Consider the following 25,271-nt stretch of genomic DNA (forward strand, 5'->3'; position numbering starts at 1 on the left):
CTAGGAAGGACGAGTACCGGAGCGGAGCGAATTTGACATTCGTGAGCACCGGCACGCAGGACTGACAACGAATGCGAGGGTTTGTCTACACGCTGAAAGCCTATGAATGGTCAAATAAGTTTGCTTATAATAAAGGATACATATGATATTGAATGATGAGAGGTGTGAACATGAAGTATACATTCTTAGCCTTCATCACCCTATGTTTGCTCCTAACCGGATGTCAAACAGAGATGAAGTCATCACATACGAGCAAAAAGACGGAGCTTGTGATTTCAGCAGCTGCAAGCCTTCAAGATGCATTAAAGGAAATTGAATCCGCCTTTAACGATCAGCATCCGAACGTCACATTAACAAATAATTTTGGGTCATCAGGCGCACTGAAGCAGCAAATCGCTCAAGGAGCAACAGCTGATCTCTTTTTCTCTGCGGCTGAGGAGCCCTTCGATGAACTTGTCCAATCTGGAGACATCGATCAGGATCATACAAAGGATGCCATACAAAATGAGCTTGTCCTCATAGTGCCAAAAGAAAGCTCTTCCTCTATCAAAAGCTTTCAAGACGTCCAGCACGTAAAAGGAAAGATTGCTCTCGGTACACCTGAATCTGTTCCTGCTGGTACATACGGAAAAGAGATTTTCACAAAGCTGAACATATGGGATCAAGTGAAAAAGAACGCTGTCTACGGTAAAGATGTGCGTCAAGTTCTAAGCTACGTAGAAACAGGGAATGTGGAAGCAGGTGTTGTGTATAAGACAGACGCCCTCGTTTCCAAAAAAGGAAAGATTGTAGCTGAGGCAAATCCGGACATGCATTCCCCCATCATTTATCCAGTAGGAATTGTAAAAGGGACAGAACATTTAGAGGAAGCCAAGGTATTTTTTCAATATCTCCAATCAGATACAGCTGCATCAATTTTTAAAAAGTACGGCTTTCAAGTGAAATAATGCCTATGCTGACTGAAGAATTTTTATCTCCTATTTGGCTGTCGATTCAAGTTGCCGTCGTCAGCGGACTATTGGCTACTGTTTTTGGAACAACGATCGGCTTTTGGATGGCGCGAACATCTTTTAAGGGGAAAATGATCGTTGAAACGCTCCTCATGATGCCGCTTGTCCTCCCACCAACGGTCGTAGGGTTTTTATTGCTTGTCATGTTCGGAAAGCATAGTGTGATTGGACGCGCCATTGAATGGATCTTCCATCAGCCTGTCATCTTCACATGGTGGGCGGCAGTCATTGCATCAACGGTTGTGGCTTTCCCGCTCATGTATCAATCAGCAAAAGCGGGGTTTTCTACGATTGAGTCAGACATTGAAGGTGCTGCAAAAGTAGACGGTGCTCATTCATTCCAAGTCTTTGCCTATATCACCGTACCACTCGCCCTGCCTTCCCTGCTGTCAGGCAGCGTCCTCAGCTTTGCCAGGGCCCTTGGAGAATTTGGGGCGACCTTAATGTTTGCCGGCAACATCCCAGGGAAAACCCAAACACTCCCAACTGCTATTTATGTGGCCATTGATTCTGGACGAATGGAGCTTGCTTGGGCTTGGACGATTTGTATTGTGATATTGTCTTTTATCATGCTGCTGGCTGTGCGCCGAAGCAGCACGTAAAAAATCCCCTTTCTCAAAAGAGAAAGAGGATTTTTTATTTATTCAAACCCAACCGTCATCGTCTCTGGGTTCGAGCCGACGCGTTCGTTATTATTTAATGCATCGATTTTTTCCATGTCTTCTTGAGAAAGCTCGAAGTCAAAAATGTCTGCGTTTTGTTTAATGCGTTCTTCATTGATTGATTTTGGAATTGTCACGACGCCGCTTTGCAGATCCCAGCGCAAGATGACTTGAGCAACAGATTTGTTGCAGCGTGCCGCAATGTCCTTCAATATGTCATGATCTAGCAGCTTTCCTTGCATAAGCGGAGACCACGCTTCAATTTGAATGCCTTTTTCTTTTGCATATTGACGTAATTCGACAAGTGTCAGTTTCGGATGAAACTCAACTTGGTTCACCGCTGGGACAACCTCAGCATCTTTTAACAGCTCTTCTAAATGCTGAACATAGAAGTTGCTGACGCCAATGGCTCTGACTTTTCCATCTTTATAAAGCTTCTCAAGCGCACGCCATGTTTCTTTAAATGTATCTGCGTTTGGTCCAGGCCAATGGATCAAATATAGGTCTAAGTAATCAAGACCTAAACGATTTAAGCTTGCATCAAAAGCAGCTAGCGCCTTGTCATAGCCTTGATCTGTGTTCCATACTTTAGACGTAATGAATAATTCTTCTCGTTTCACACCAGATTCTTTAATGGCTTTCCCTACGCCTGTCTCATTTTTATAAACGGCAGCCGTATCAATGCTGCGATATCCGTTTCGTATGGCTGCTTTTACGGCATCTACCACTTGATTGCCGTCCTCCACTTTGAATACACCTAAACCAAACCAAGGCATTTCCACTCCGTTATTCAGTGTTACGGTATCATTCAAGCTTTTAACCATGTTAACAACCACCTTTTTCATAGATTCCATCTTTTTCATTATCTCATGTTGCGCTTCAAAACTCTATTATCAGGCGTTTCTCTTCGCTTCGATGGCTAAAAGCAAAGCGCCTGTCATGCCAGCCTTGTCCTCAAGTCCAGGAGAGACAATGTATGTATCAAGCGGCGGCAAGTCTACATAATCATTTACATATGCAGCAAGCTTCTCTCGAATGAGCGGAAATAGCTGGCTTTGCTTCATCACGCCTCCGCCCATAATGATCCGTTCTGGGCTTAAAATGAGCGTGTATTGCATCAATGCCTGTGCCAAATAATCCGCTTCAAGTGCCCAAACCGATTCTTCCTGAGTGAGCTCTTTGGCCGGCTTTCCCCACCTTTTCTCAATCGCTGGTCCAGCTGCCAGTCCTTCTAAGCAAGTACCGTGCGCTGGGCAGACACCTGCAAACTGGTCTGATTCATGCTGCCTGACAAGGATATGTCCCATTTCTGGATGTGAATGACCATGAAGAAGCTCATTTTTCACAACAGCTCCGGCACCAATACCCGTGCCAACTGTGATATACATACAGCTGTTCAGCCCTTTGGCTGCCCCTTTTGTCAATTCACCTAATGCTGCCGCATTTACATCTGTTGTAAAGGACACAGGTACTCCTAATTGTTTCTGTAGCTCCGGGATGAACGGGTAATGCTTCCATTCGACCTTCGGCGTGTTCATGATATAACCGTAAGAAGGATCGTCCTTTTGAACACAGATCGGTCCAAAAGAGCCGACCCCTAATGCTTCAATTTCATATTTTCGAAAAAATGGAATGAGCTTTTGCAATGTTTTTTCCGGTTGCTCTGTAGGAATCGTCCATTCCTCTACAATTTCCCCATACTCATTGCCAATTGCACAACAAAACTTTGTACCTCCAGCTTCAATTGCTCCATAATACGCCATCATTGATCTCCCCCTGCTCGTTCTCTTTCTTCATCATAAAACATAGGGGAGGAGATGACAACATCACGTATTGGTTAGCAAGACTGCTTCCATGTCATTGATATACTCCCTTAAATGATGGGCAATATCACGATTGATTTCGCCATCTTCATATAAGGTTTGAATTTCATTTCGAATCGTCTGTACAGCTTGGAAGTTGAGCTCCTTTTTCTTTCTGTCAAAGGCACGATCTTTTTGCTGAAAGAAAGATGGACCGTGTTCACAGCGGAAAATCACTTGATTGTAAAAACCAATGACTTGGTGACATGTTTGTTTATTTTCATCTGTCATATGCTGTTTGATCGAATCTACTGCAGCTTCAGCGGTTTTCTTACGGATTTGTTTGTACGATTCCTCGTTTTCTAAAATGCCGCTTGAAACACGCTCATCCGGCCGCCATAATTGGAGCCATTGAAGCAAGCGCAGAAACTTCACTTTTGAAAAACGAATTTTAAAGGAGTTTGAATACAGCATTTCCAGCTCATGAAATCTCTCTTGCAGTTCATAGGCTTCTTCTTTATCTAATTTCTCTTCATCAATTAATTGCTGAAGCTTCATTTGCTCTGCTTTAATTCCATGCAATCTGATTTTTCGTTCCTGTTTTCTCATCCCAAATTGGTATGGTTCACGCTGAATATTTCTCAGCTTCATTCGGTAATCATTGATGAGTGCAAGTGACACTTCCCTATTGTCCTCATTCATTCCCTCTCTTAAGGTTTTAATGGCACTTCTCAGCAGCTTCCGTTTCGCATGCTGAATCTTTGTATTTAAGTCCACAGCAACTTGCTTATCTTTATTCTCAGATAAAATAGGCAAGAGCACACTAGCTAAAATGAGTGTACATAAGATCACGCCTGCTGCGAGGAAAATAATCAAATGCCGCTCGGGGAATGGTGATCCGTCCGCAAGCGTAAATGGTATTGAGAAGGCACCTGCTAAAGTGACAGCACCACGAACACCAGAGAATGTCATCAGCATCGAAGCGCGCAGCTTCGGTTTTTTCACATTCTGCTTTTTCGTTACACTCCAGTTACCTGCCCAGAACAGCCATACCCATAAGAATCTTAGAACCATGAGACAGAGTGTAATGATTAAAATGTAACTGATGACCTGCATATTATTAAATGCTTCATCTTGGAAAATGACTGTGGATACATCCGGAATCTGCAATCCAAGTAAAACGAAAACAAGGCCGTTTAAAATAAATAAAATAATATTCCATGTGTTTGAAGAAGCAATTTGCAGTTTTGCTAAATTCCCTTCCATTCGATCTTGCTCAATTGCATGCGTCACACCACCAGCAACAACCGCTAAAATGCCGGATACGCCGATTTCTTCAGCTGCTAGATATATCACAAATGGCGTAAGGATTTGCAGGATGATGTGCATTGTGACATCGTCCATTCCTAAACGGCGGAGGAAATAGCGGAAACGAATGATAAAAAAGGATAGAATAAATCCAGTCAATAATCCGCCAGCGGCAATAAGGACAAAGCTAAAGGATGCCTCAGCAATTGAAAAAGCCCCAGTAACAGTTGCAGCAATGGCAAATTTAAAGGCGACAAGTCCTGATGCATCGTTCATCAGCCCTTCCCCTTCAAGCAGCCTCATGATGCCTTTTGGCATATTTACACGGCTGGATAAGGCACTCACTGCGACCACATCTGTTGGTGAAAGAATCGCTGCAAGCGCAAATGCGGCTGGAAGCGGAATGCTTGGAATCATCCAATGAATGGTATATCCCGCTACAATAACTGTTGCAAACACTAAACCAAGTGCTAAGAGAAGAATAGGCGCTCTTAATTTCCATAGCTCATCCCTTGGGGTCCGCTTCCCGTCATTAAATAAAAGCGGCGCAATGAATAACACGAAAAACAGCTCAGGATTTAAAGAAATATGTAAACCTGAAGGAAAAGCTGCGACCAATATCCCTAAGCCCACTTGGATTAACGGAACTGGAATAAAGGGCAGAAAACGATTGATAATATTAGATGATGCAATGAGTGCTAATAGTACGAGCACTGCCAGAAAAATCTCCACTAGTACATGTCCCTCCTATTTTATTATGTTCGTCATGTTTTGCTTACATGCAAAGATGCGTTTCATTCTTTTTGATCCATCCGTCCGATCATAAGTGCTTTTTTAGTATCCCGCAAAAAGTGAAACCAACAACATGACAATCCATCTAGGCAAAAAAAGGCTGAATCCAGATATTCAGCCAAATGACAAAATTTTTATTACATGTAATGTTCCAATAATGAATAAAAAACCTACTTTTATTTTACACGAAAATGGCATGACCTGCTGACATCCAGCTCGAATAAAACAAAAAAAGAGCGAAATTGCCGCCCTCTTTTTTTACCCTTTATTTAAAAAATAAGACCTAGCGGGAAGCCGCCATTTGAATAAGTAGGAACAAACCCGGCATGTGACGAGGATGAGAAACAGCAGATACAGTGCGAGCTCTCCTTGGGCTAAACCAAGTCCTACAAATAAGCCGCCAAGTGCTGCCCATACTGCGTAAATCTCCGCTTTTAAAACAAGCGGCTTGCGCCCTGCCAGGAGATCACGTACAATCCCGCCGCCGCTCCCAGTCAAAATGGCTGCCACAATGACCGCACTGAGCGGGAGCTCTCTTTGCACAGCAAATAATGCGCCTTGAATCGCAAAGGCTGCTAAGCCGATGGCATCCGAAAAATTCCCCCATGTGCTCCAATGCTTGAGCAAGAGCTTTGGAAATAGAAACACAATCGTAATCGACACAAGGGCAATGGTAAACATCTTGCCCTGTGACCATAAAGCCGATACCGGGAGTCCGATTAATAAATTACGAATCGCTCCACCGCCAAATGCTGTCACAATCCCTAAAATGTACACACCAAGAATATCGTACTCTTCCTCCATTGCCACAATCGCGCCACTAATGGCGAATGCGATAATGCCAATGATACTTAAGACTTCCCATGCCATTTTCCGCTTATCTCCTTACCATTGTCTGATCATCTAACACTACACCCTTAATGTATATCTGACACAGGCGAAAAGCAATACAAATTTTCCTTAAATTTTATCTTTTTGCAAAACTAAAAAAACCTGCTTCAAAAGCAGGCTTTTTCACTCAATCTTCTTTTGCATTTAACAGCAGCATACTGATGATGATAAGAATAAATGCAATAAGAGCCAATAGTGGAATGGTGATAAAACCAAACCAATTCAGATAATCAAAGGAACAAGGAATGCCGCTGAGGCAAGGGCGAATCGATGCAAATCCTGGGATCTTTTGTTCCATATAATGATAGATGGAAAAGCCAGCACCAATCACTGCCAAAGGCAGAACGTAGTACTTCACTTTGACATCGCCCCGGAATGTAGCAATTCCAAGTAAAAGCACGAGCGGGTACATGAAAATGCGCTGAAACCAGCACAGATCGCATGGGATAAACTTCTTTACTTCACTTAAATACAGGCTGCTCATCGTCGCAACGATAGAGACGATCCAAGCGCTGTATAAGTAAATCAGCTTATTCTTCATGATTTTTTCCCTTTGAGTTCTTGATCGATTAATTCCTTGATTTCATCATAGTCATAAAAGTTTTGGACTTGTTTATTATTAATATAAATCGTTGGTGTTGAATTGACTTTATATTTGTTCACAAGCTGATCGTCCGTGTTCAGCTCCGGCTGATACGTTTTCTTCGATAAGTTGTCTTTGAGCTTGTCCGTATCAATTTTTGTTGTCTTTTTCGCTAGTTCAGTCAGCTTAGCAGGTGTTACCCACTCTGCTTCACTATCTGGCTGTGCGTCATAGACAGCTTCATGAAATGCCCAGAAGTTTTTTGGGTCTTCCTTCCACACTTCTTCAGAAGCGAGTGCTGCTAACACTGCGCCATCTCCATGAACAGGCAGTGGTAAGTTAATAAACGAGAAAGATACATCGCCTTTATCTATGTAGTCTGCTTTCAGTTTCGGGAAAATGTCTGTTTCAAATGATTTACATGACGGACATTTGTAGTCCCCAAACTCGACGATTTGCACCGCTGCGTTTTTGTCCCCCATGACAGGCTGTCCTTTAATAGAAGGCTTACTGTCAACTGTTTGTGCTTCTTGGCTGTTATTGTTCCCAATCACAACAAATAGACCGATGAGAAGAGCTGCGACGATGGTTAAAATGACAGCAAATTTAATGGATGAAGATTGATTATTTTTTTTACTCACAAAAGCACCTACCTTATCTTTTTCATTCCTTAAAAAAAGAAAAAGGATAATAGCTTAGAAAAATGCCATTATCCAACTTCTTCTATTTTAACAAGAGGGGGGCCATTATGAAAGGTGGTATTCATGAATTTTTCCTTACAGTTTTATTTCATGACCCTCATCGCATTTAAAACAGCCAGTACGGTAACACCCACATCTGAAAAGACTGCTTCCCACATGGTCGCAATACCAAATGCACCAAGTAAGAGGAAAACTGCTTTGACGCCAAGAGCAAATGCGATATTCTGCCATACAATCGCTCTTGTTCTTTTAGCGACTGCAATGGCTTCTGCTACCTTTGATGGCTGATCTGTCATGATCACGATATCAGCCGCCTCTACAGCTGCATCTGAACCAAGCCCGCCCATTGCAATTCCTATGTCTGCTCTTGCTAATACCGGTGTATCATTAATGCCATCCCCTACAAATAATAATTTTTCTTGAGGGGCTTTTTTCTGATCGATTTCTTCTAATTTCGTTACTTTATCCTGTGGCAATAATTCAGTATGCACTTCGTCAATACCAATTTGCTGGGCGACCGCAGTCCCTACTTGTTTGGCATCACCAGTGAGCATGACTGTTTTAATCCCAGACGCTTTTAATGCAGAGACTGCTTCGGTCGCATCATCCTTTAATTCATCTGCAATCAAAATAGATCCGGCAAACTCACCGTTTATTGCCATGTACACAACGGTTCCGCTTCGTTTTTCTTTTTCAAACGCAATGCCTTCTCTTTCCATTAAGCGGTGATTTCCAGCTAATACATGGACACCGCTTATCGTGGCTTTAATTCCATGTCCAGCAATATCCTCATATGCTTCAATCTGGCTCTCATCAAGTGGTGAACCGTAAGCAGCTTTAATTGATTCTGCAATCGGGTGCGAGGAATGGGCTTCTGCCAGAGCCGCAAAAGAAAGCAGTTCCTCTTTTGAGCACTTGTCACTCGTTGTCACGATATTGGTCACCGTAAAGTTCCCTTTTGTGAGTGTGCCAGTTTTATCAAATACAGCATAGCGCACAGAGTTCAGTGCTTCTAAATAGTTACTGCCTTTCACAAGAATGCCTCGTTTAGATGCCGCACCGATTCCACCGAAGAATCCTAATGGGATGGAGACAACCAGTGCACAAGGACAAGAGATCACGAGAAAGACGAGCGCCCGGTAAACCCAGTCAGACAATTGTGCTGATGGAATGAGGAGCGGCGGCATAAAGGCAAGCAATAATGCTAGCACGACGACCGCAGGTGTATAATATTTTGCGAACTTTGTGATAAAGTTTTCTGTCTGTGCTTTTCGGCTGCTCGCATTCTCCACCAAATCTAAAATCTTCGTAACAGCCGATTCGCTTAGCTCTTTTTGTACTTCAATTTCAAGAATCCCGTTTTGATTCACAAATCCTGCAAGAACTTCTTTTCCTGCTTCTACATCTCGAGGAACGGATTCCCCTGTTAATGCAGAGGTATCCACGAGTGAATAACCTTCAATGACAAGTCCGTCCAGCGGAATTTTCTCACCCGGTTTGACGACGATGCGGTCACCCGCTTTTACTTCTTCCGGCTTTACTCTTTTCGTTTCATGTCCCACTTTGAGATTCGCATATTCAGGGCGAATATTCATTAATTCACTAATCGATCGTCTTGAACGATTCACTGCCGCTCCTTGGAAGAGCTCTCCAATTTGGTAAAACAGCATGACAGCTAGTGCCTCTGGATATTGCTGAATGACAAAAGCACCAACGGTTGCAATGGTCATTAAAAAGTTCTCATCAAATACTTGGCCGCGCACGATATTTTTCAGCGCTTTAAAGACGACATCACCGCCGACTAGTAAATACGCTGCGAAAAACATGACGAACTTCAGCAAACCATCTTCAGGTATAAAATAGGCAGCTGTTCCAATCACAGCACCGCCAATTAATTTCAGCACAATCGTTTTTAAGTTCTTTGTCCCATGATCATGATCGTGATGATGTCCTTCTTCTTTTGGTGATACACTCACATGAGGTTCAATGGACTGAACGGTTTTCACAATACGCTTTGACATTGTTTCTTGTTTATCTGCATGTGTGACAGTCAATGTGCCTGTCGCAAAATTAACAGAGCATGCTTCAACTCCATCCATTTTGCTGACACCTGTTTCGATTTTACGTGCACAGTTGCCGCAATCAAGACCGCTTAATACGTATTCATCTTTCATCTTTTTCATGTTCTCACCTTTTTCTATATAAGTAGCCTTCCCTGATTCAATCAAACCTATATCAGATACTATGGATGTTATATATGAGCACATATTCATATATTGAATTACCCTTATTATATGTGGAGATCTGATCAACTGTCAATCATTTATGAGCAAATAATTGTTTTTTTGTGTTCAATGCTGTTTCGTGGATTTTCAATAAACCAAGCTCATGTCCCCCGCTCGTCGCATAACATAGAAACGATCGTTTGACCTCTAACGAAATAAGTACAGCATTTCTCTTTACAAAAGAAGGACATACGCTTAGAATGAAATAAAAGTTTCCTTAAGGAAACAAATTAGCGTTAGTCAATCATTTCATCCTTTAGTCAAAATTATTTAATGTATGCATATATCTTTAGGAAACGCAATGATGATTGAAAGGGGCCGCAAGAGATGTCAAATGCTTTAACAATCGACCGTCTATATGTCTCATATCACGGACAAGATGCATTAGAAAACATCTCTCTTTCCATACAGGAAGGGACGATGACAGGAATCATTGGTCCAAATGGTGCCGGTAAATCGACTTTATTGAAAGCATGTTTGGATTTAATTGAAAAAGATCAAGGGAATATTCACTTTTTTGAACAGCCCTTTAAACAAGTCAGAAAACAGATCGCATATGTACCGCAGAGAAATGATCTAGACTGGACATTTCCTATTCATGTACTGGATACCGTTCTACTTGGAACATATCCGAAGCTTGGACTAATGAAACGACCCAAAAAAGAAGACCGAGCCTATGCATACCATTGCTTAGAAAAAGTCGGGATGCAGGACTTTGCCAAAAGGCAGATCGGTGAATTATCCGGCGGTCAGCAGCAGCGTGTCTTCCTTGCAAGAGCACTTGCTCAAAACGCACAGCTCTTTTGTTTGGATGAACCTTTTGTCGGGATTGATATGACAAGTGAAGAAACGATGATTCGCATTTTGAAGGAATTACGAGATGAAGGGAAAACCATTCTGGTCGTCCACCATGATTTAAGTAAGGCCGATGATTACTTCAGCCACCTCGTTCTTTTAAATAAAAAACTGATCAAGGCAGGACCTGTACACGACATCCTTCTTCCAGAGGTGATGCTAAAGGCGTATGAAACGCAGCTACCATTCTTAAAATCAGCAGGAGGAGACGTGTAATGGAATTCTTAACCGGACTCTTTGAGTATGCGTTTTTACAAAAAGCGTTATTTACATCCGTCATGGTAGGCATTATTTGCGGTGTCATTGGCTGCTTTATCATTTTACGAGGCATGGCACTGATGGGAGATGCCATTTCACACGCCGTGCTGCCAGGTGTCGCCATCTCTTATATGCTAGGGATTAACTTTTTTTTCGGAGCCGTCTTAACTGGTGTGCTAACAGCGATTGGCATCGGATATGTCAGTCAAAACAGCCGCATTAAAAATGATTCTGCGATCGGCATTGTATTCACCGCCTTTTTTTCAATTGGGATCATTCTCATTACATTTTTGAAAAGTTCCAGTGATTTATATCATATCTTGTTTGGAAACGTACTAGCTGTTCGTTCCTCTGATATGTGGATTACGCTCGGAATCGGCATTTTTATTTTACTGGCCGTCATCGTGTTCTACAAAGAACTGCTCATTAGTTCATTTGATCCGGTCATTTCTTCTGTTTACGGTTTACCAAATCGAATGATTCATTATTTTCTCATGACATTATTGACCCTTGTAACCGTCGCGTCGCTGCAAACCGTTGGTATTATTCTTGTCGTTGCGATGCTTATTACGCCGGCCGCCACCGCTTATCTCTTGACAGACCGGCTATGGATCATGATTTATTTATCTGCTTTTTTCGGTGCCGTTTCTGCCATCGTGGGACTTGGGCTGAGTTTTACGTATAACTTGTCGTCTGGTGCTTCCATCGTGCTAGTCGCGACCATTTTATTCGGCAGTGCCTTTATCTTTTCACCAAAGCAAGGTATTTTATGGAGATCATTAAAATCTAAACGAAAACGAACGCAGTTAAAAAAGGAAGCGTCTATGTAAAAGGAGGAACTATATGAAGAAGGTATTTGCAATCCGTTTGACCGCAGTATTCATTGCCCTTATGGTGATCGCAGGTTGTTCTACTCAACAAAATCATTCCGGCAAAGATGATGGCAAAATAAAAGTTGTCACGACCTATTCCATTCTTTATGACATCGTGAAGGAAGTAGGCGGACAGCATGTCTCTATTCACAGCATTGTTCCCATTGGTACAGACCCACATGAATTCGACCCACTGCCAAAGGATGTTCAGCATACGACGGATGCAGACCTTGTTCTATACAATGGCTTAAACCTCGAAACAGGGAATGGCTGGTTTCAAAAGCTGCTTGAATCGAGCGGCAAGAACGGGGATAATGCCCCTGTAGCCGAATTGAGGAAGGGCGTCAAAGTAAAGCATTTATCTTCAAAAGGGCTGGAAAGTCAGCAGGACCCCCATGCCTGGCTGAATGTTGCAAATGGCATTATTTATGCACAAAATGCCCGGGATGCGCTCATTCAAGCGGACCCCGAGCATAAAGAGGATTACGAAAAAAATGCAGACGCCTACATCAAGAAGCTTCAAGCTCTTCATCATGAAGCAAAAGACAAGTTTGATCAGCTGCCAAAAGACAAAAAACTCCTTGTCACAAGTGAGGGAGCATTCAAGTATTTTGCAGATGCGTATGGACTGAAAGCGGGCTACATTTGGGAGATCAATACAGAAAGCGAAGGAACACCTGGACAAATGAAACGCATCATTCATTTTGTCAAAGATCATCAAGTTCCTGCTCTCTTTCTTGAAACAAGTGTAGATAAACGCAGCCTTGAAAGCCTTTCTGAAGAAACTGGGGTTCCGATTAAGGGAAAAGTATTCACTGACTCCATTGGAAAGAAAGGTGAAGATGGAGACAGCTACTATAAGATGATGAAATGGAATATTGACACCATTTACAAAGGGTTGTCATCATGAGAAAAGACAGGTGGAGTGAGTCCGCCTGTCTTTTCTGTTAGCCTGCCATATTTTGTGGATGTTTTTTCGGCCAAATCACATAACTGATGCTAATGAGGAAATCAACGATTAAGACCATTCCCCACACATAGGCAAGCTGCATCAATGATTCGGTTCGTTCTGGTGCTTGAATGAGAAAGGTGAGCCCAAAAAGTAAACCGGCTCCGATGACCCAAGCAGCTAAATGCCTCACCCAGCTGACCATTTCATACATAGACCGCTCCTTGCCGTACTTTGGTTTTCCCTTTGGCTTTGGGCCTCCTGCAAATCGATAAGCGAAGCGAGCATCTGCCCATTTCACCATTTGGTGCCCAAAGGCGAGACTCACACCAATATAAACAGCCGCAAGTCCGCGGATGACACTCGCCACCGCCCCTTGCCTTAAATCCATATAAGTAGCCGCAAGAAGGACCAGATCCAAAATCGGCGTACAGATCAGGAAGAAAGCTCCCCACTTTTTCTGTCTAAACACATAACGCAGCGTTAAACCCATTAGAATAAACAGCCAAAAACCAATCTCACATGCCACAATCAATAACCCGATCAATATTCCCACACCCTTTTTAATACGATTGTATTAAATAAAATCTAACACAGTCGTATTAAAAAAACAATAGCTGTGCTAAAATCAATATATGCCAAAAATCGTCGATCACCAAAAACAAAAACAAAAGGTCGCTCAAGCTGCGATGAGAGTGATTAAACAGGAGGGATTAGAGAACGCTTCTGTGCGAAAAATAGCAGTAGAAGCTGGGATTTCTGCCGGCTCTATGCGGCATTATTTTTCCACACAGCAGGAGTTATTTCTTTTCTCTATGAATCTGATTCAGGAAAGAGTCAAGGAACGAATTGCAGGGCTTCCATTAAACGGTTCAACTAAAGAAAATATCCTCTCTTTATTGGAGCAAGTCCTTCCACTTGATGAAGAACGAAGATTTGAAATGGAGGTGTGGCAGGCTTTTACGATTAAATCCCTGACTGAATCAGATTTACAGGCGCTCAATGCAGAAATGTATGATGATCTTTTCCAAACCGTTCATGCTTGTTTAACGAAATTAAAAGAGGCTGAGCTGCTGCTAGAGCATACCGATCTTTTACTGGAGACAGAACGGCTTTATGCGGTCGTCAATGGGCTTGCTTTGAATGGAATCTTACAGCCTCACCGTCTACCGCCTCAGCTCATGCGCTCCGTGCTGGAGATGCATCTGCAATCCATCACAAAAAAAGACATGCCTCCGCAATAGGAGAACATGTCTTTTTTTAATCTTCCATAAAAATACGCTTTGCTTCGTAGTAGAGCACCTGCACAAATTTCTTCACATTGATGCGGGTATGTTCTTCTCTTCCTCTTGTCTCTTTTGTCAATTCACTCATTTTCTTTCGTACAATGGTGAAATCGAAAAATTTAGATGCATAGTTTTCAAAGCTTGGATGGGAATAATCCGTTAACCCGAGCGATGCAATGTGTTTCAATGATTGGTTGATCGCTCGCCTTACCCTCTGTTCCGCTGCCTTCGCTTCTCTTGCGATGTCTGCTGATGTGTAAGGCTCATTTAATTTATCCTCCGTGATCCCGGTGAAAATGACCTTCAAAGAAGGAAAGGAATCGTGATGATCGGCATGCAGCGCTAGGTACTGATCAGTAAAGAGAATCATATCTAATAAATCTTTCGACCCCTTCTCGCCGACAATCCCTAGCTCCGCCAATAAGAACTGACCTGCCTCTGCTAAGCTTTTCCCCCGCTGCTTCGTTTTCGTCTGGCCTCGCTGCTGGAACTGCATCGCCGATTTGAGCGAGTTCTGAATATTTTCAATCGAGTGCTCTAAATGAAGGCGTTCAATCATGAGATGGAGCACACTTAAGACTTCTACCCGATTGATCGGCTTCGTCACATAATACTCGACGCCAAGCGCATAGGCCTGTCCGATTAATTCCTTTGTTTCTACCTGTGACAGCATTAAGTATTTCCCATGAAACTCATCCTTGATTGCTCGAATCGTTTCAAGCCCGTCCCTTTCCGGCATCAGAAGATCAATACATAAGATATCAATGTGCAGATCATTTAAGTAGCTGGCAGTTAATTCTGCGCCATCCTCTGCTTCTCCAGCCACAATGCCAAGCTCTTCATCTTCAATGAGCTGAGCCAGTGAAGAACGAACGGCTTCATCATCATCGACAATAAAAAATCTCATCTCCCAATCCCCTCTTTTCTACTGACTTGATCCACTGGTAGCTTTAAAGTGAAAATCGTTTGTTTATTTGGGATACTCTTCATCTCAACACTTCCGCCAAGCTTCTCTGCTGTATCCTTCACATAGGAAAGACCTATGCCGCTTGATGGATTCCCAGCCTGGTCGTATTTTAAAGTGAAGCCTGGTTTAAAAATAACATGATGATTACGCTCTTTAATGCCAGGCCCGTTGTCGCTGATTTGAAAGAGGACATCTTTCTCTTCCCGCGAAATGGATAGTGACACCTCTCCATCGACTGGAATAGCTTCAACGGCATTAGATACTATGTTATTTAACAAAGATAGAATGGTATACACATGATAGACGGGATGCTGCCCTTCTTCATCATAATGAAAGACAATGTTTTTTTTAAGTGATTCTGCGTAATTTTCATGGATACGAATCACAAGCCCAGCAATATGGGCAGGGCTTTCATACTCCTGAAATTTCTCCTCATGAATCAGCTTTGATAAAGCAGAAAAAATCCGCTGATTATCCTTTTTAATTTCATGCACCTCTCCTGCAATTTGCAGGGCTGTTTTTCCAAGCTTTTTCAAATCCAATGATTCAGCATCCTTTGCGTGATGAAGAGATTGATACAATTGATAGGATGTAGCTGTAATGTGCTCAGCATGTGCAAGTGTCTTATGAAAGTATGTAGATTCCGTGTAAAGGTTCGAAAGCAGCATGAGCAGGTGTTCCTTTTCCTTTTTCATCTGACGCTCTCTCGCCTGCTCTTCATATAATCGAATCATCGTATAACAAGCCAATACGAAAAAGCTTCTGAAAATCGCCAAAACAAATAGTTGAAATAGCGTTCGCACCGTTAAAATTTCATCAATGGTGCCTCGAAGCGCAACCATCTCAACAACACTCGCGCACAGTTCCATGATGATGCCTGTCGCCCCAATCAGCCAAGGCTTATCACGGAAACGTCTGACCTGCAATAAATAAAAAAGCGTGCCATAGACGACATAATAAAGCAGGGAAGGTAATCTTAATGAAACCGCCTCTTCCAGCGGCAGGTGGCCTGTCACGGCTGTATCAAGCAGCACCCGAAACGCAAAAACAGATACCCCTGCAATGATTCCGCTTGCCCATGCCGGGAATCTTTTCATTTGAAGCAGAATAAAGAAAAAGACAACGGTCCCAAAGCTGACCCGAAAGCTGTCCTCAAACGGATAAAATTTTAGCTCTCCGCCAATCGGTGTCAGTACAATGAGCATCACAATTAAATAAGGCTCTGTATTCAGCCATTTTTTCAGTAGATTCAAACGCAGTCACATCCCTAATAATTGACGATAGTATACTATGTGATCTTGAGAAAAACAAACAGTCCATGAAAAAGCGCACACCGGAACTTTGTCGGTGTGCGCTTATCATGATGCAGCTTAATCTTCTAAACGATCCTTTTCTAAAAGTGATGCGCCAGCAATACCTGGTTTTGTCATTTCAAAAGGATTTAAGATGACATCAAGCTCTTCCTCTGATAAAACATCATTTTGCAGACAAAGCTCACGTACAGATACGCCTGTAAGAATCGCTTCTCTGGCAATTCGTGCAGCAGCTTCATAACCAATATGCGGATTGACCGCCGTCATGACACCAGCACTCTTTTCTACATATTCTTTTAATCTAGATTCATCTGCTTTTAGGTCACGCAAGCAGTTATCTACGAAGGACTCAAATACATTTTTCATGATGCTGAGAGATTGAAGCAAGTTGAACACAAGGACTGGTTCCATCACGTTCAGTTCAAGCTGACCAGCCTCTGATGCAAGACAGATCGTATGATCATTCCCGATGACTTGGAACGCCACTTGGTTCATGACCTCTGGCATCACCGGGTTGACTTTCCCTGGCATGATCGATGAACCTGGCTGTCTAGGCGGCAAATGAAGCTCACCAAAGCCTGCTCTTGGACCTGATGCCATCAAACGAATATCGTTCGCCATTTTGGACATATTCATCATACATACTTTTAACGCAGCAGATACTTCTGTATAAGCATCCGTATTTTGCGTTGCATCGACTAAGTCTTCAGCTCCAACTAATGGTAATCCACTGATATCAGATAGATAGCCGACTACTTGACGAATGTATTTAGGATCAGCATTCAGTCCAGTTCCAACTGCTGTTGCACCCATATTGACTTCATATAAATGCTGTCTAGACTGCTTGATGCGTTTAATATCACGAGCGAGAACCTTTGCATAGGCACTAAACTCTTGACCAAGTCGGATTGGAACAGCGTCCTGAAGATGCGTACGTCCCATTTTGATCACATGATCAAATTCCTGCGCTTTTTCAGTCATGACTTGATGCATGTTTTCCATCGTATAAAGTAGTTTTTCAATCATATTCAATGTCGAAATATGAATCGCTGTTGGGAAAACGTCGTTTGTTGACTGCGACATGTTCACATGCGTATTTGGACTGAGCTCATGATAAGCGCCTTTTTCCTTTCCTAGTAGTTCAAGCGCTCTGTTTGCAATGACTTCATTGGCATTCATATTCATTGAAGTGCCAGCCCCGCCTTGAATTGGATCGACAATAAATTGGTTGTTCCATTTTCCTTCGATGACCTCATCTGCGGCTTGAACAATTTTTTCTCCAAGACCAGCATAAAGTCGCTGTGTATCCATATTTGCAAGTGCGGCTGCCTTTTTGACAATCCCTAATGCTTTGATGAGTTCCTCATGAACATGGTAGCCAGTAATTGGAAAGTTCTCCACTGCACGTAATGTTTGAATTCCATAATACGCTTGAGTGTCTACTTCCTTTTCACCTAGAAAGTCTCGTTCGATTCGAACTTGCTTATCCTGTAGCTTCGTCATTTGAAAGGTCTCCTTTTTTACGCTGCTTTTGTTTGTTGCTTTAATTCCTCAATATACTTTTTCGATTTCTCTTGATCAAATACTTTTTCCCACTTAGACATGACAATCGCTGCAAGTGAGTTACCAAATACGTTCACTGTTGTACGAACCATGTCAAGAATACGGTCGATCCCAACGATGAAGGCAAGTCCTTCAAGCGGAAGTCCCATTGCACCAAGTGTTGTGATGACAACAACGATAGATGCACCTGGTACACCAGCCATACCTTTTGATGTCAGCATTAAGATTAATAGTAACGTAATTTGCTCATAAATGGAAAGCGGCATGCCGTACATTTGGGCAACAAATATGGCAGCAATGGATTGATAGATCGCACTTCCATCCAGGTTAAAGGTGTACCCTGTTGGGATAACGAACGACGTGATCGCTTTCGGGCAGCCGAACTTCTCCATTTTGTCCATTAATCTAGGCAGTACAGCTTCAGAACTTGCTGTTGAGAATGCAAGAATAATTTCTTCTTTTAACACTCTAAATAGTGTAAAGACGCTTGTTCCAGCTAATTTTGCGATAATGCCAAGTACGACAATCACGAAGAATGCCATCGTGCCGTAAACGACAAGTACCAGCTTACCTAGCGGGAGAAGCGCTCCGACCCCGAATTTGATCACCGTCACACTGATGAGCGCGAATACACCAAATGGTGCAAACTTCATCACTTTATTGGTCACCCAGAACATGGCTTCGAGTATACCCTCAAAGAATCCTAATACTGGTTTCCCTTTGTCTCCTACTGCGGCAATTCCTAATCCGAATAAGACTGTAAAGAAGATGGTTGGTAATAGATCACCTTCTGCAATTGATTGGAAAACGTTTGTTGGCACAAGATGCACAATTGTTTCAGAGAAACTAGCTTTTTCGGAAGAAGCCTTAGACGTCTCTTCATATTTCGAGATATCTCCCTTTTCCATGTTGCTCATATCAATTCCTGTACCAGGATGGAAGAAGTTCGCTGCAAGCAGTCCAACTGCTAATGCAATCGTTGTGACAATCTCGAAGTAAAGGATCGTTTTTCCGCCGAGTCTTCCTATGGTTTTCATATCCCCTACACCAGCTACTGCTACAATCAATGCAGCAATAACAATTGGAAGAACGATCATTTTAATTAAATGAATGAATATATCGCCAATTGGCGTTAACACATTAATAACGGTTTCATTTTGATAAAACAGCGCTCCTACGATAACACCCAGAACAAGTGCAATGAGTATTTGAGAAGCTAACCCTAACTTTTTCATACGTGAACCCCCTTTTTTTGATAACGCTTTCTTTGTTGCTTAATCGCATCTTAACGATGAACCTACAAAAAACGACAAAAAGGAACAAAAACAAATGAATTTTTTATGAAAAATCTTTAAAAAGGTGGGTTTTTCCACAAAATTGTTAAAAAAAGACTTCGCTTTTGGCGAAGTCTTAATGATTTTGCATCTGTTCACTTGGCGTATCTTGATTTGCATAAAATTCATCATATATGGCATATCCAATGAATACGAAAGCAACATAGATCAATGCACTCAATGTCCAAATCCATTTGACATTCAGCTTCATTCTGCCACTCCCTCTCTTACAGGTTTCAACCGCTGCAATCTGAGCGCATTCAGAACAACCGACACGGAACTAAAGGCCATTGCCGCTCCTGCAAGCCATGGGGCAAGGAATCCGAATGCAGCTACCGGTATCCCAATACAGTTATAGGCAAGCGCCCAAAATAGATTTTGCTTAATATTTCTCATCGTTTTTTTGCTAAACTCAAGCGCATCTGCAATGGCATGGAGGTCTCCTGTCATGAGCGTAATATCTGCCGCTTCCATAGCAACGTCTGTACCTGTTCCAACCGCCATCCCAATATTCGCTGTCGCAAGGGCTGGTGCATCATTGATGCCGTCTCCGACCATGGCGACTTTCTTTCCTTGTTCCTGAAGCGCTGCAATGTGAGCAGCCTTCTCCTCAGGCAGAACTTCAGCGATGACATGCTCAATACCCGCCTGTCTTGCGATCGCCTCTGCTGTGCGCTTGTTATCCCCTGTCATCATGACAACGTGAATCCCTTGCTCTTTCAACCGGGCGATGGCTTGAGGAGAGGATGATTTGATCGTATCTGCCACCGCGACAATACCGGCGACTTCGCCGTCAATCGCGACGAGCATTGCCGTTTTCCCTTGCTGCTCCAGTAGCGTGACGGATCCTTCGACTTGATCATATGGGATATGATGTTTCTGTAATAGCTTCCGCGTTCCAATCAAAAGCTTGCGCCCGGCGGCCTTTGCTTCAATGCCATGACCAGGGTCTGCTTGAAAGTCTTCTACCTCGGCCGCTTCAAGACCTCGTTTCTTCATTCCGTCAGTGATCGCTCGAGCAAGTGGATGTTCCGACTGCTGTTCTGCCGATCCCACTAGCTGAAGCAGCGCATCTTCTGTCCAATTTGCATATGCCATCACATCTGTAAGACTCGGCTCACCTTTTGTCACAGTCCCTGTTTTATCTAAAACCACCGTGTCCAGTGATTGGGTCACTTCTAAATGTTCTCCGCCTTTAAACAGAATGCCTGATTCAGCCGCACGGCCGCTGCCAGCCATAATAGAGGTTGGTGTAGCAAGACCGAGCGCACACGGACATGCAATGACTATGACCGCTATAAAGGTTTCAAGTGCTGCAGTCACATTCCCTGGATCAACAAAGAAAAACCATATAAGGAAGGTGAGCACAGCAATTCCGACAACAATAGGGACAAATACACCTGATATTTGATCAGCCATTCTTTGAATCGGTGCTTTTGAGCCTTGTGCTTGTTCTACCACTCGGATAATTTGTGAAAGGGCCGTCTCTTTCCCCACTTTTGTCGCTTTCACTTTGATAAACCCATTTTTATTGATGGTTGCCCCAATGACCGCATCTCCTGCGGTTTTATCAACAGGCAGACTTTCTCCTGTAATCATGGATTCGTCTATCGCGGTTGTTCCCTCCATGATCTCTCCATCTACCGGTACTTTTTCACCTGGTTTTACAAACACAAGATCATCCACTTTCACATCAGAAATAGGAACGGTCATCTCTTCCCCATCTCGCTCAATAACAGCTTCTTTTGCTTGTAAGCCCATTAGCTTTTGAATCGCTTCTGATGATCTCCCTTTTGCTCTTGCTTCCATTAATTTTCCGAGCACGATCAACGTAATGAGCACAGCACTTGTTTCATAATAGAGTGCTGCCTCATGTGTGCCTTGAACCGCTTGCTGAATGCTTTCATATAAGCTATAGAAAAACGCCGCAGATGTCCCAAGTGCCACAAGGACATCCATATTGGCACTTTTATTTCTTAAAGCTTTATACGCGCCTACATAAAAGGGCCAGCCGACAATAAACTGAACAGGTGCTGCTAATGCAAGCTGAACCCATGGATTCATGAACGCTTCTGGCAGCCAAATAAAAGACGTGAAGGAAAAATGGCTGACCATTGCCCAAAGGAGGGGCAGTGACAAGATCATCGAGAATAAAAAGCGTGCCGTTTGCTTCTCTATCGCTGCTTGTCGATGATCCTTTTTCCCTTCCTCTGCTAATTCTTCAGCTGGTTCAATTAATGAATACCCAATGGACTGAACGGCATCTTTTATGTCACTTGTAGACGTTTGGCCCGGATGATATGTGACCTGAAGTGTCTCAAGCGCAAAGTTTACAGATCCTTGAGCAACACCGTCCAACCGGTTGATTTTTTTCTCAATTCGGTTGGCACAAGCCGCACAGGTCATTCCCTCTATATCAAACTCTGCTTGCTCCATCGCCACATCGTAGCCAAGAGATTGGATTTTTTTCTTCAGATCATCTGGTGATAGCTGTTCCGTTTCATATACGATATGAGATGTTTCAAGTGCCAAATTCACATTGGCTTCATCCACACCTTCCAGCTTGTTCAAACCCTTTTCAATGCGTCCTGCACAGGCAGCACAGGTCATTCCCGTAATATGAAAATCAATTTCCTTTTTCATTCATCTCACCTCTTCACATACTCCATGGGGGTATCTTTTTTTGAAAAAAATACGCGCTGTCACATGCAGCACGTATATCATTTAGACGACATCATATCCCTGTTCTTCAATCACATCAGAGATTCGGTGTAACGTGACTTGATCAGGATGAAAAGAAACCTCCACCTGTCCCTTGTCTAAATGGACTTTCACAGATTCAACACCTGCTAATTCTCCTACATTTCCTTCGACTGCTTTCACGCAATGTCCGCAAGACATGCCCTGTACTTGAAGTGTTGCTTGTTCCACTTCTCATCGCCTCCATCAATCATTTTCTACACCTTACTATACCCTAGTAGGGTATCATTGTAAACATAAAGGCTACGATTTTGTCAGTTTCGTAAAGACGTTCATTAACTCTTCAATGGCTTCATCTCCGTTGCCGCTCTTAATGGCATCCGCTACGCAGTGATGTGTATGCTTTTCCATCAATTGAAGACTGACCTTTTTTAAAGCGGCATTGACAGCAGAAATTTGATTGACGACATCTATACAGTAACGATCATTTTCAATCATTTGCTGAATCCCTCGAACTTGTCCTTCCACTCGTTTCAAGCGATTGATTAATTGGTCTTTTTCCTTCTCGGCTCTAGGCGAAGCAATATGTCTTTCTTCATGTTTTGTCATGTGATCACCTTTTTTCTATTATGACTTATCTTTAACTAAATTAAAGCATATCTCCACCGGAAAAGGCAAAGATATGCTGAATGCCCGTCTAAGAGCTGAGTTTGTCCTAGTTTGTTAATTGTTCAATATCCTGTAAAAGACTGACGGACTGCTGAAGCTGCTTGATCAGCCCTTGCTGGTCCACTAAAATGGCTGCAGCATCGCTATTGTCAGCTTTCAATTGCTGTAAATAGGTTTGAATTTCCTCCGACAGCACCTTATTTTTTTCCATGATTTGCGCATGCAGATCTTCCGCTATTTTTGGTGCTGTCAGTTCATTAAATTCTTGAATGTCTGCCTTCAATGATTCAAGCTGCTGCGTCAATTCTGCTTTTTTGGCGGCATTTTGTACAGCTTCTTCAGCGAGCTTTGGAAAGTTCTCCGTAAATTGCTGAATGTCAGTCACATACTTATTTGCCTCTGTGACATATGTCGTCGTATCGTTGACCTGGTCAAGCAAGCCGGAACATCCACTTAATACAAGCGTGCCGGAAAATAGGAAAGCCATCACATATTTTTTCAAGATCGATCATCCTTCCATCTGTTGTGTTGAAAGCATTCATTTGTTCTGCTCCCCTATCACACTGATGCAAAAGGACTTCAAAAAAAGCCAGACCTTTGCCTCATGTGTGATAGGCAAAGGTCTGGCTAACATGTTCATGCCGGAATGGCCGAGAAGCAATCGCTGCTTCTGTAGTGACGACCAAAGCGTAAAAGCTACTCCCCTTTAGGAAACCGTTCAAATGTTATGTTTATCATATCGAATGTCAGGACAACAGTCAATGAGAAGCCGGCGGCTGATCATGCTCTTCATACAGCATGTAGTCCGCTCCAGTGGACGCATAAATCCGGTTGCGTCCTTGGCGTTTTGACATATACAAGGCTTGGTCCGCTTCAAATAGAAGAGTTTCTAATACATTTGGATCATAAGCTGTATGAGCGATTCCAAAGCTCGCTGTCACTCGCACTTTTTCCTCATCAGTCTCAAAGAAACTCGTCTCAAACGAATGTCTCATTCGTTCCGCGATATGACATGCCTCTTCAAATGAATGATGCGGCAGACAAATGGCAAACTCTTCTCCCCCATATCGGCCAAATAAATCATCCATTTTTAAATGCTGCTGACAAATGGAGACGACATGACGCAGTGCCTCGTCCCCGATATGATGTCCGTGCGTATCATTAATTTGTTTAAAGAAATCAATATCAAACAGCAAAATGGCGGTATCCTGCGCATCCTCTTCCAATATCATCTGCGTTCGTTCGATGAAAGAAGAACGGTTGAAGATATTCGTCAAACCATCCATATATGCACGGCGCTCCAGCTCTTCCTGCAGCAGGCGCTGCTCTGTTACATCACTGATCACAATCTGCCTGCCCTCAATCTCGCCTCTTCTATTAAATAACGAAGAAGCCGTCAGTTGATAATAGAAGGGCTCTTCTTTTTCCCACATCAAATCATACTGCGAATGATCCTGCGGAGAACGCAGCCACTGAATGAACGCGGTATCTTTGATGATTCCTGAGAAAATATCGTCAATTTTATAGCCAATCCCCTTTTTATTAGAGAGTGCTGGAATGATCGATGCAGCAGCGGGGTTGTAATCTATAAGTGTCCGGTATCGATCTATAATGAGAACCCCCTCAGACATATGCTCAAACACACGCTCCATTGCAATGGGAGAGAGCTGAAAGAGCTGGAACGACATAATCGCCCATAAGTAGAGCGCATTGGTTAAAAACATCACCACAGGGACTGGGTCAATATGAAGGGGTGTAACGCCTAATAAATAAATAAAAGAAGTCATAATTGGTAATGACATTCCCACTAACAGTATCAGAATCTGCTTTAAATATTCTTTTTTTGTAACACGTAAAAACCAAAGCAGCATAAAAATAGCAAGCATCGAACAACCAAACGTATAAACGCCATGAATGATATACCAATAGCCAATCGTAAAATCAGCCAATAAAAATCCGTCTACTGAATTCATCGTGATGCTTCGATAAAAGAGTGAATGAAAAGAGTTGGTGAACACCATAATGGTGGTGAGAGTTGGAATCAGTAAGATGAGAAGCACGCGGCGCTTTGTGAAATATTGATGGAATCCCGTAAATTGCAGCACAATCATGAGGCTGAACGGTGCGATAAACGGTAGACCTATGTATTGAAAACAAACCCAGAACATGATTTCTTCAGGAGTACGCGCCAATAATTCAAACGTATGCCCAAAAATATAAATCGCGGTTGCCCCAGACATGTACATAAACAATTGACAGCCAATATACCGATGGCGATTTGCATGAGCAATGATTGATAATATCACGGACAGAATGCCAGAAACACTCATGATCACAATAAAATGTAAAACAATCGAATCCATGTAAACGCCCCAATTTCAGTTATTTAGAACTAGTCTAATATTACTATATATGAGGACGTCTCAAATGGGAAGGTGTGATTTTGAATTGGTTGGAGTTTTTGTAAAGTA

The 25,271-nt window shown here is 42.7% G+C and carries 24 protein-coding genes; 6 read left to right on the plus strand and 18 right to left on the minus strand.

From position 1 onward, the window contains the following. Positions 1–170: 170 nt before the first annotated feature. Complete coding sequence (gene modA, locus ACYH0L_RS15380; protein ID WP_099728503.1) at positions 171–947, plus strand: molybdate ABC transporter substrate-binding protein; 777 nt, start codon at positions 171–173, stop codon at positions 945–947. Next, positions 947–1,612 carry a molybdate ABC transporter permease subunit gene (gene modB / locus ACYH0L_RS15385; protein WP_099728504.1) on the plus strand — a complete coding sequence of 222 codons (666 nt, stop codon included), beginning with the start codon at positions 947–949 and terminating at the stop codon, positions 1,610–1,612. The genes modA and modB overlap by 1 nt, the downstream gene beginning before the upstream one ends. Before the next feature lie 38 nt (positions 1,613–1,650). On the opposite strand, the gene ACYH0L_RS15390 is transcribed toward modB, so the two are convergent. The 7 genes from ACYH0L_RS15390 to ACYH0L_RS15420 form a co-directional block, all read right to left on the minus strand. After that, entirely contained in the window at positions 1,651–2,496 is an 846-nt protein-coding gene (locus tag ACYH0L_RS15390; protein WP_230030745.1) for an aldo/keto reductase, read from the minus strand. A gap of 69 nt (positions 2,497–2,565) precedes the next feature. After that, positions 2,566–3,435 (minus strand): ROK family protein, encoded by an 870-nt coding sequence (locus tag ACYH0L_RS15395; protein ID WP_230030744.1) that lies wholly within the window; start codon positions 3,433–3,435, stop codon positions 2,566–2,568. A gap of 63 nt (positions 3,436–3,498) precedes the next feature. Further along, entirely contained in the window at positions 3,499–5,514 is a 2,016-nt protein-coding gene (locus tag ACYH0L_RS15400) for a Na+/H+ antiporter (RefSeq protein WP_099728507.1), read from the minus strand. Positions 5,515–5,832: 318 nt separating this feature from the next. Beyond that, positions 5,833–6,444, minus strand: coding sequence for a trimeric intracellular cation channel family protein (locus ACYH0L_RS15405; RefSeq protein ID WP_099728508.1), 612 nt, complete (start codon positions 6,442–6,444; stop codon positions 5,833–5,835). 148 nt (positions 6,445–6,592) lie between these two features. After that, complete coding sequence (locus tag ACYH0L_RS15410; RefSeq protein WP_099728509.1) at positions 6,593–7,006, minus strand: disulfide oxidoreductase; 414 nt, start codon at positions 7,004–7,006, stop codon at positions 6,593–6,595. Next, entirely contained in the window at positions 7,003–7,689 is a 687-nt protein-coding gene (locus tag ACYH0L_RS15415) for a DsbA family protein (protein WP_099728510.1), read from the minus strand. Before ACYH0L_RS15415 ends, ACYH0L_RS15410 begins: the two co-directional genes overlap by 4 nt. A 143-nt stretch (positions 7,690–7,832) precedes the next feature. Then, complete coding sequence (locus ACYH0L_RS15420) at positions 7,833–9,932, minus strand: heavy metal translocating P-type ATPase (RefSeq protein WP_283775059.1); 2,100 nt, start codon at positions 9,930–9,932, stop codon at positions 7,833–7,835. Between the two features lie 429 nt (positions 9,933–10,361). On the opposite strand from ACYH0L_RS15420, the gene ACYH0L_RS15425 reads away from it, so the two are divergent. Genes ACYH0L_RS15425 through ACYH0L_RS15435 form a run of 3 tightly spaced genes read left to right on the plus strand, consistent with a single transcriptional unit; the run spans position 10,362 to position 12,929 of the window. Then, positions 10,362–11,105 carry a metal ABC transporter ATP-binding protein gene (locus tag ACYH0L_RS15425; RefSeq protein ID WP_230030742.1) on the plus strand — a complete coding sequence of 248 codons (744 nt, stop codon included), beginning with the start codon at positions 10,362–10,364 and terminating at the stop codon, positions 11,103–11,105. Continuing rightward, on the plus strand, positions 11,105–11,977 hold the full coding sequence (locus ACYH0L_RS15430; RefSeq protein WP_099728513.1) for a metal ABC transporter permease: 873 nt from the start codon (positions 11,105–11,107) through the stop codon (positions 11,975–11,977). The genes ACYH0L_RS15425 and ACYH0L_RS15430 overlap by 1 nt, the downstream gene beginning before the upstream one ends. Positions 11,978–11,990: 13 nt before the next feature. Beyond that, complete coding sequence (locus ACYH0L_RS15435; RefSeq protein WP_327924460.1) at positions 11,991–12,929, plus strand: metal ABC transporter substrate-binding protein; 939 nt, start codon at positions 11,991–11,993, stop codon at positions 12,927–12,929. 37 nt (positions 12,930–12,966) lie between these two features. Here ACYH0L_RS15435 and ACYH0L_RS15440 read toward each other — a convergent pair whose 3' ends face one another. Continuing rightward, the gene (locus tag ACYH0L_RS15440) at positions 12,967–13,515 is read right to left on the minus strand and encodes a hypothetical protein (RefSeq protein ID WP_482354148.1); all 549 of its coding nucleotides are present in this window, start codon (positions 13,513–13,515) and stop codon (positions 12,967–12,969) included. Positions 13,516–13,603: 88 nt separating this feature from the next. Between ACYH0L_RS15440 and ACYH0L_RS15445 the strand changes: the two genes are divergently transcribed. Beyond that, on the plus strand, positions 13,604–14,212 hold the full coding sequence (locus ACYH0L_RS15445) for a TetR/AcrR family transcriptional regulator (RefSeq protein WP_099728517.1): 609 nt from the start codon (positions 13,604–13,606) through the stop codon (positions 14,210–14,212). 16 nt (positions 14,213–14,228) lie between these two features. Here the strand turns inward: ACYH0L_RS15445 and ACYH0L_RS15450 are convergent, their stop codons facing one another. From ACYH0L_RS15450 to ACYH0L_RS15495, 10 genes are all read right to left on the minus strand, one after another. After that, on the minus strand, positions 14,229–15,161 hold the full coding sequence (locus ACYH0L_RS15450) for a response regulator (protein WP_099728518.1): 933 nt from the start codon (positions 15,159–15,161) through the stop codon (positions 14,229–14,231). Then, on the minus strand, positions 15,158–16,474 hold the full coding sequence (locus tag ACYH0L_RS15455) for an ATP-binding protein (protein ID WP_099728519.1): 1,317 nt from the start codon (positions 16,472–16,474) through the stop codon (positions 15,158–15,160). The genes ACYH0L_RS15450 and ACYH0L_RS15455 overlap by 4 nt, the downstream gene beginning before the upstream one ends. Positions 16,475–16,591: 117 nt before the next feature. Continuing rightward, positions 16,592–18,037 carry an aspartate ammonia-lyase gene (aspA, locus tag ACYH0L_RS15460; protein ID WP_099728520.1) on the minus strand — a complete coding sequence of 482 codons (1,446 nt, stop codon included), beginning with the start codon at positions 18,035–18,037 and terminating at the stop codon, positions 16,592–16,594. A 17-nt stretch (positions 18,038–18,054) separates the two neighbouring features. Continuing rightward, positions 18,055–19,332, minus strand: a complete 1,278-nt coding sequence (locus tag ACYH0L_RS15465) for a cation:dicarboxylate symporter family transporter (RefSeq protein ID WP_099728521.1) — start codon at positions 19,330–19,332, stop codon at positions 18,055–18,057. Positions 19,333–19,507: 175 nt separating this feature from the next. Beyond that, positions 19,508–19,642: a hypothetical protein gene (locus ACYH0L_RS15470; protein WP_257213868.1), complete on the minus strand. Its 135-nt coding sequence runs from the start codon at positions 19,640–19,642 to the stop codon at positions 19,508–19,510. Further along, complete coding sequence (locus tag ACYH0L_RS15475; RefSeq protein ID WP_099727911.1) at positions 19,639–22,074, minus strand: heavy metal translocating P-type ATPase; 2,436 nt, start codon at positions 22,072–22,074, stop codon at positions 19,639–19,641. The genes ACYH0L_RS15470 and ACYH0L_RS15475 overlap by 4 nt, the downstream gene beginning before the upstream one ends. A gap of 81 nt (positions 22,075–22,155) precedes the next feature. Beyond that, entirely contained in the window at positions 22,156–22,362 is a 207-nt protein-coding gene (copZ, locus tag ACYH0L_RS15480; RefSeq protein ID WP_024423475.1) for a copper chaperone CopZ, read from the minus strand. A gap of 72 nt (positions 22,363–22,434) precedes the next feature. Then, a complete protein-coding gene (locus tag ACYH0L_RS15485) occupies positions 22,435–22,740 on the minus strand; it encodes a metal-sensing transcriptional repressor (RefSeq protein WP_099727912.1) in 306 nt (101 codons plus the stop codon). Positions 22,741–22,846: 106 nt separating this feature from the next. Continuing rightward, positions 22,847–23,302 (minus strand): DUF6376 family protein, encoded by a 456-nt coding sequence (locus tag ACYH0L_RS15490; protein ID WP_099727913.1) that lies wholly within the window; start codon positions 23,300–23,302, stop codon positions 22,847–22,849. A 256-nt stretch (positions 23,303–23,558) separates the two neighbouring features. After that, positions 23,559–25,163: a histidine kinase N-terminal 7TM domain-containing diguanylate cyclase gene (locus tag ACYH0L_RS15495; RefSeq protein ID WP_099727914.1), complete on the minus strand. Its 1,605-nt coding sequence runs from the start codon at positions 25,161–25,163 to the stop codon at positions 23,559–23,561. Positions 25,164–25,271 lie beyond the last annotated feature (108 nt).

The sequence above is a fragment of the Bacillus sp. MC1252 genome (assembly GCF_056838025.1).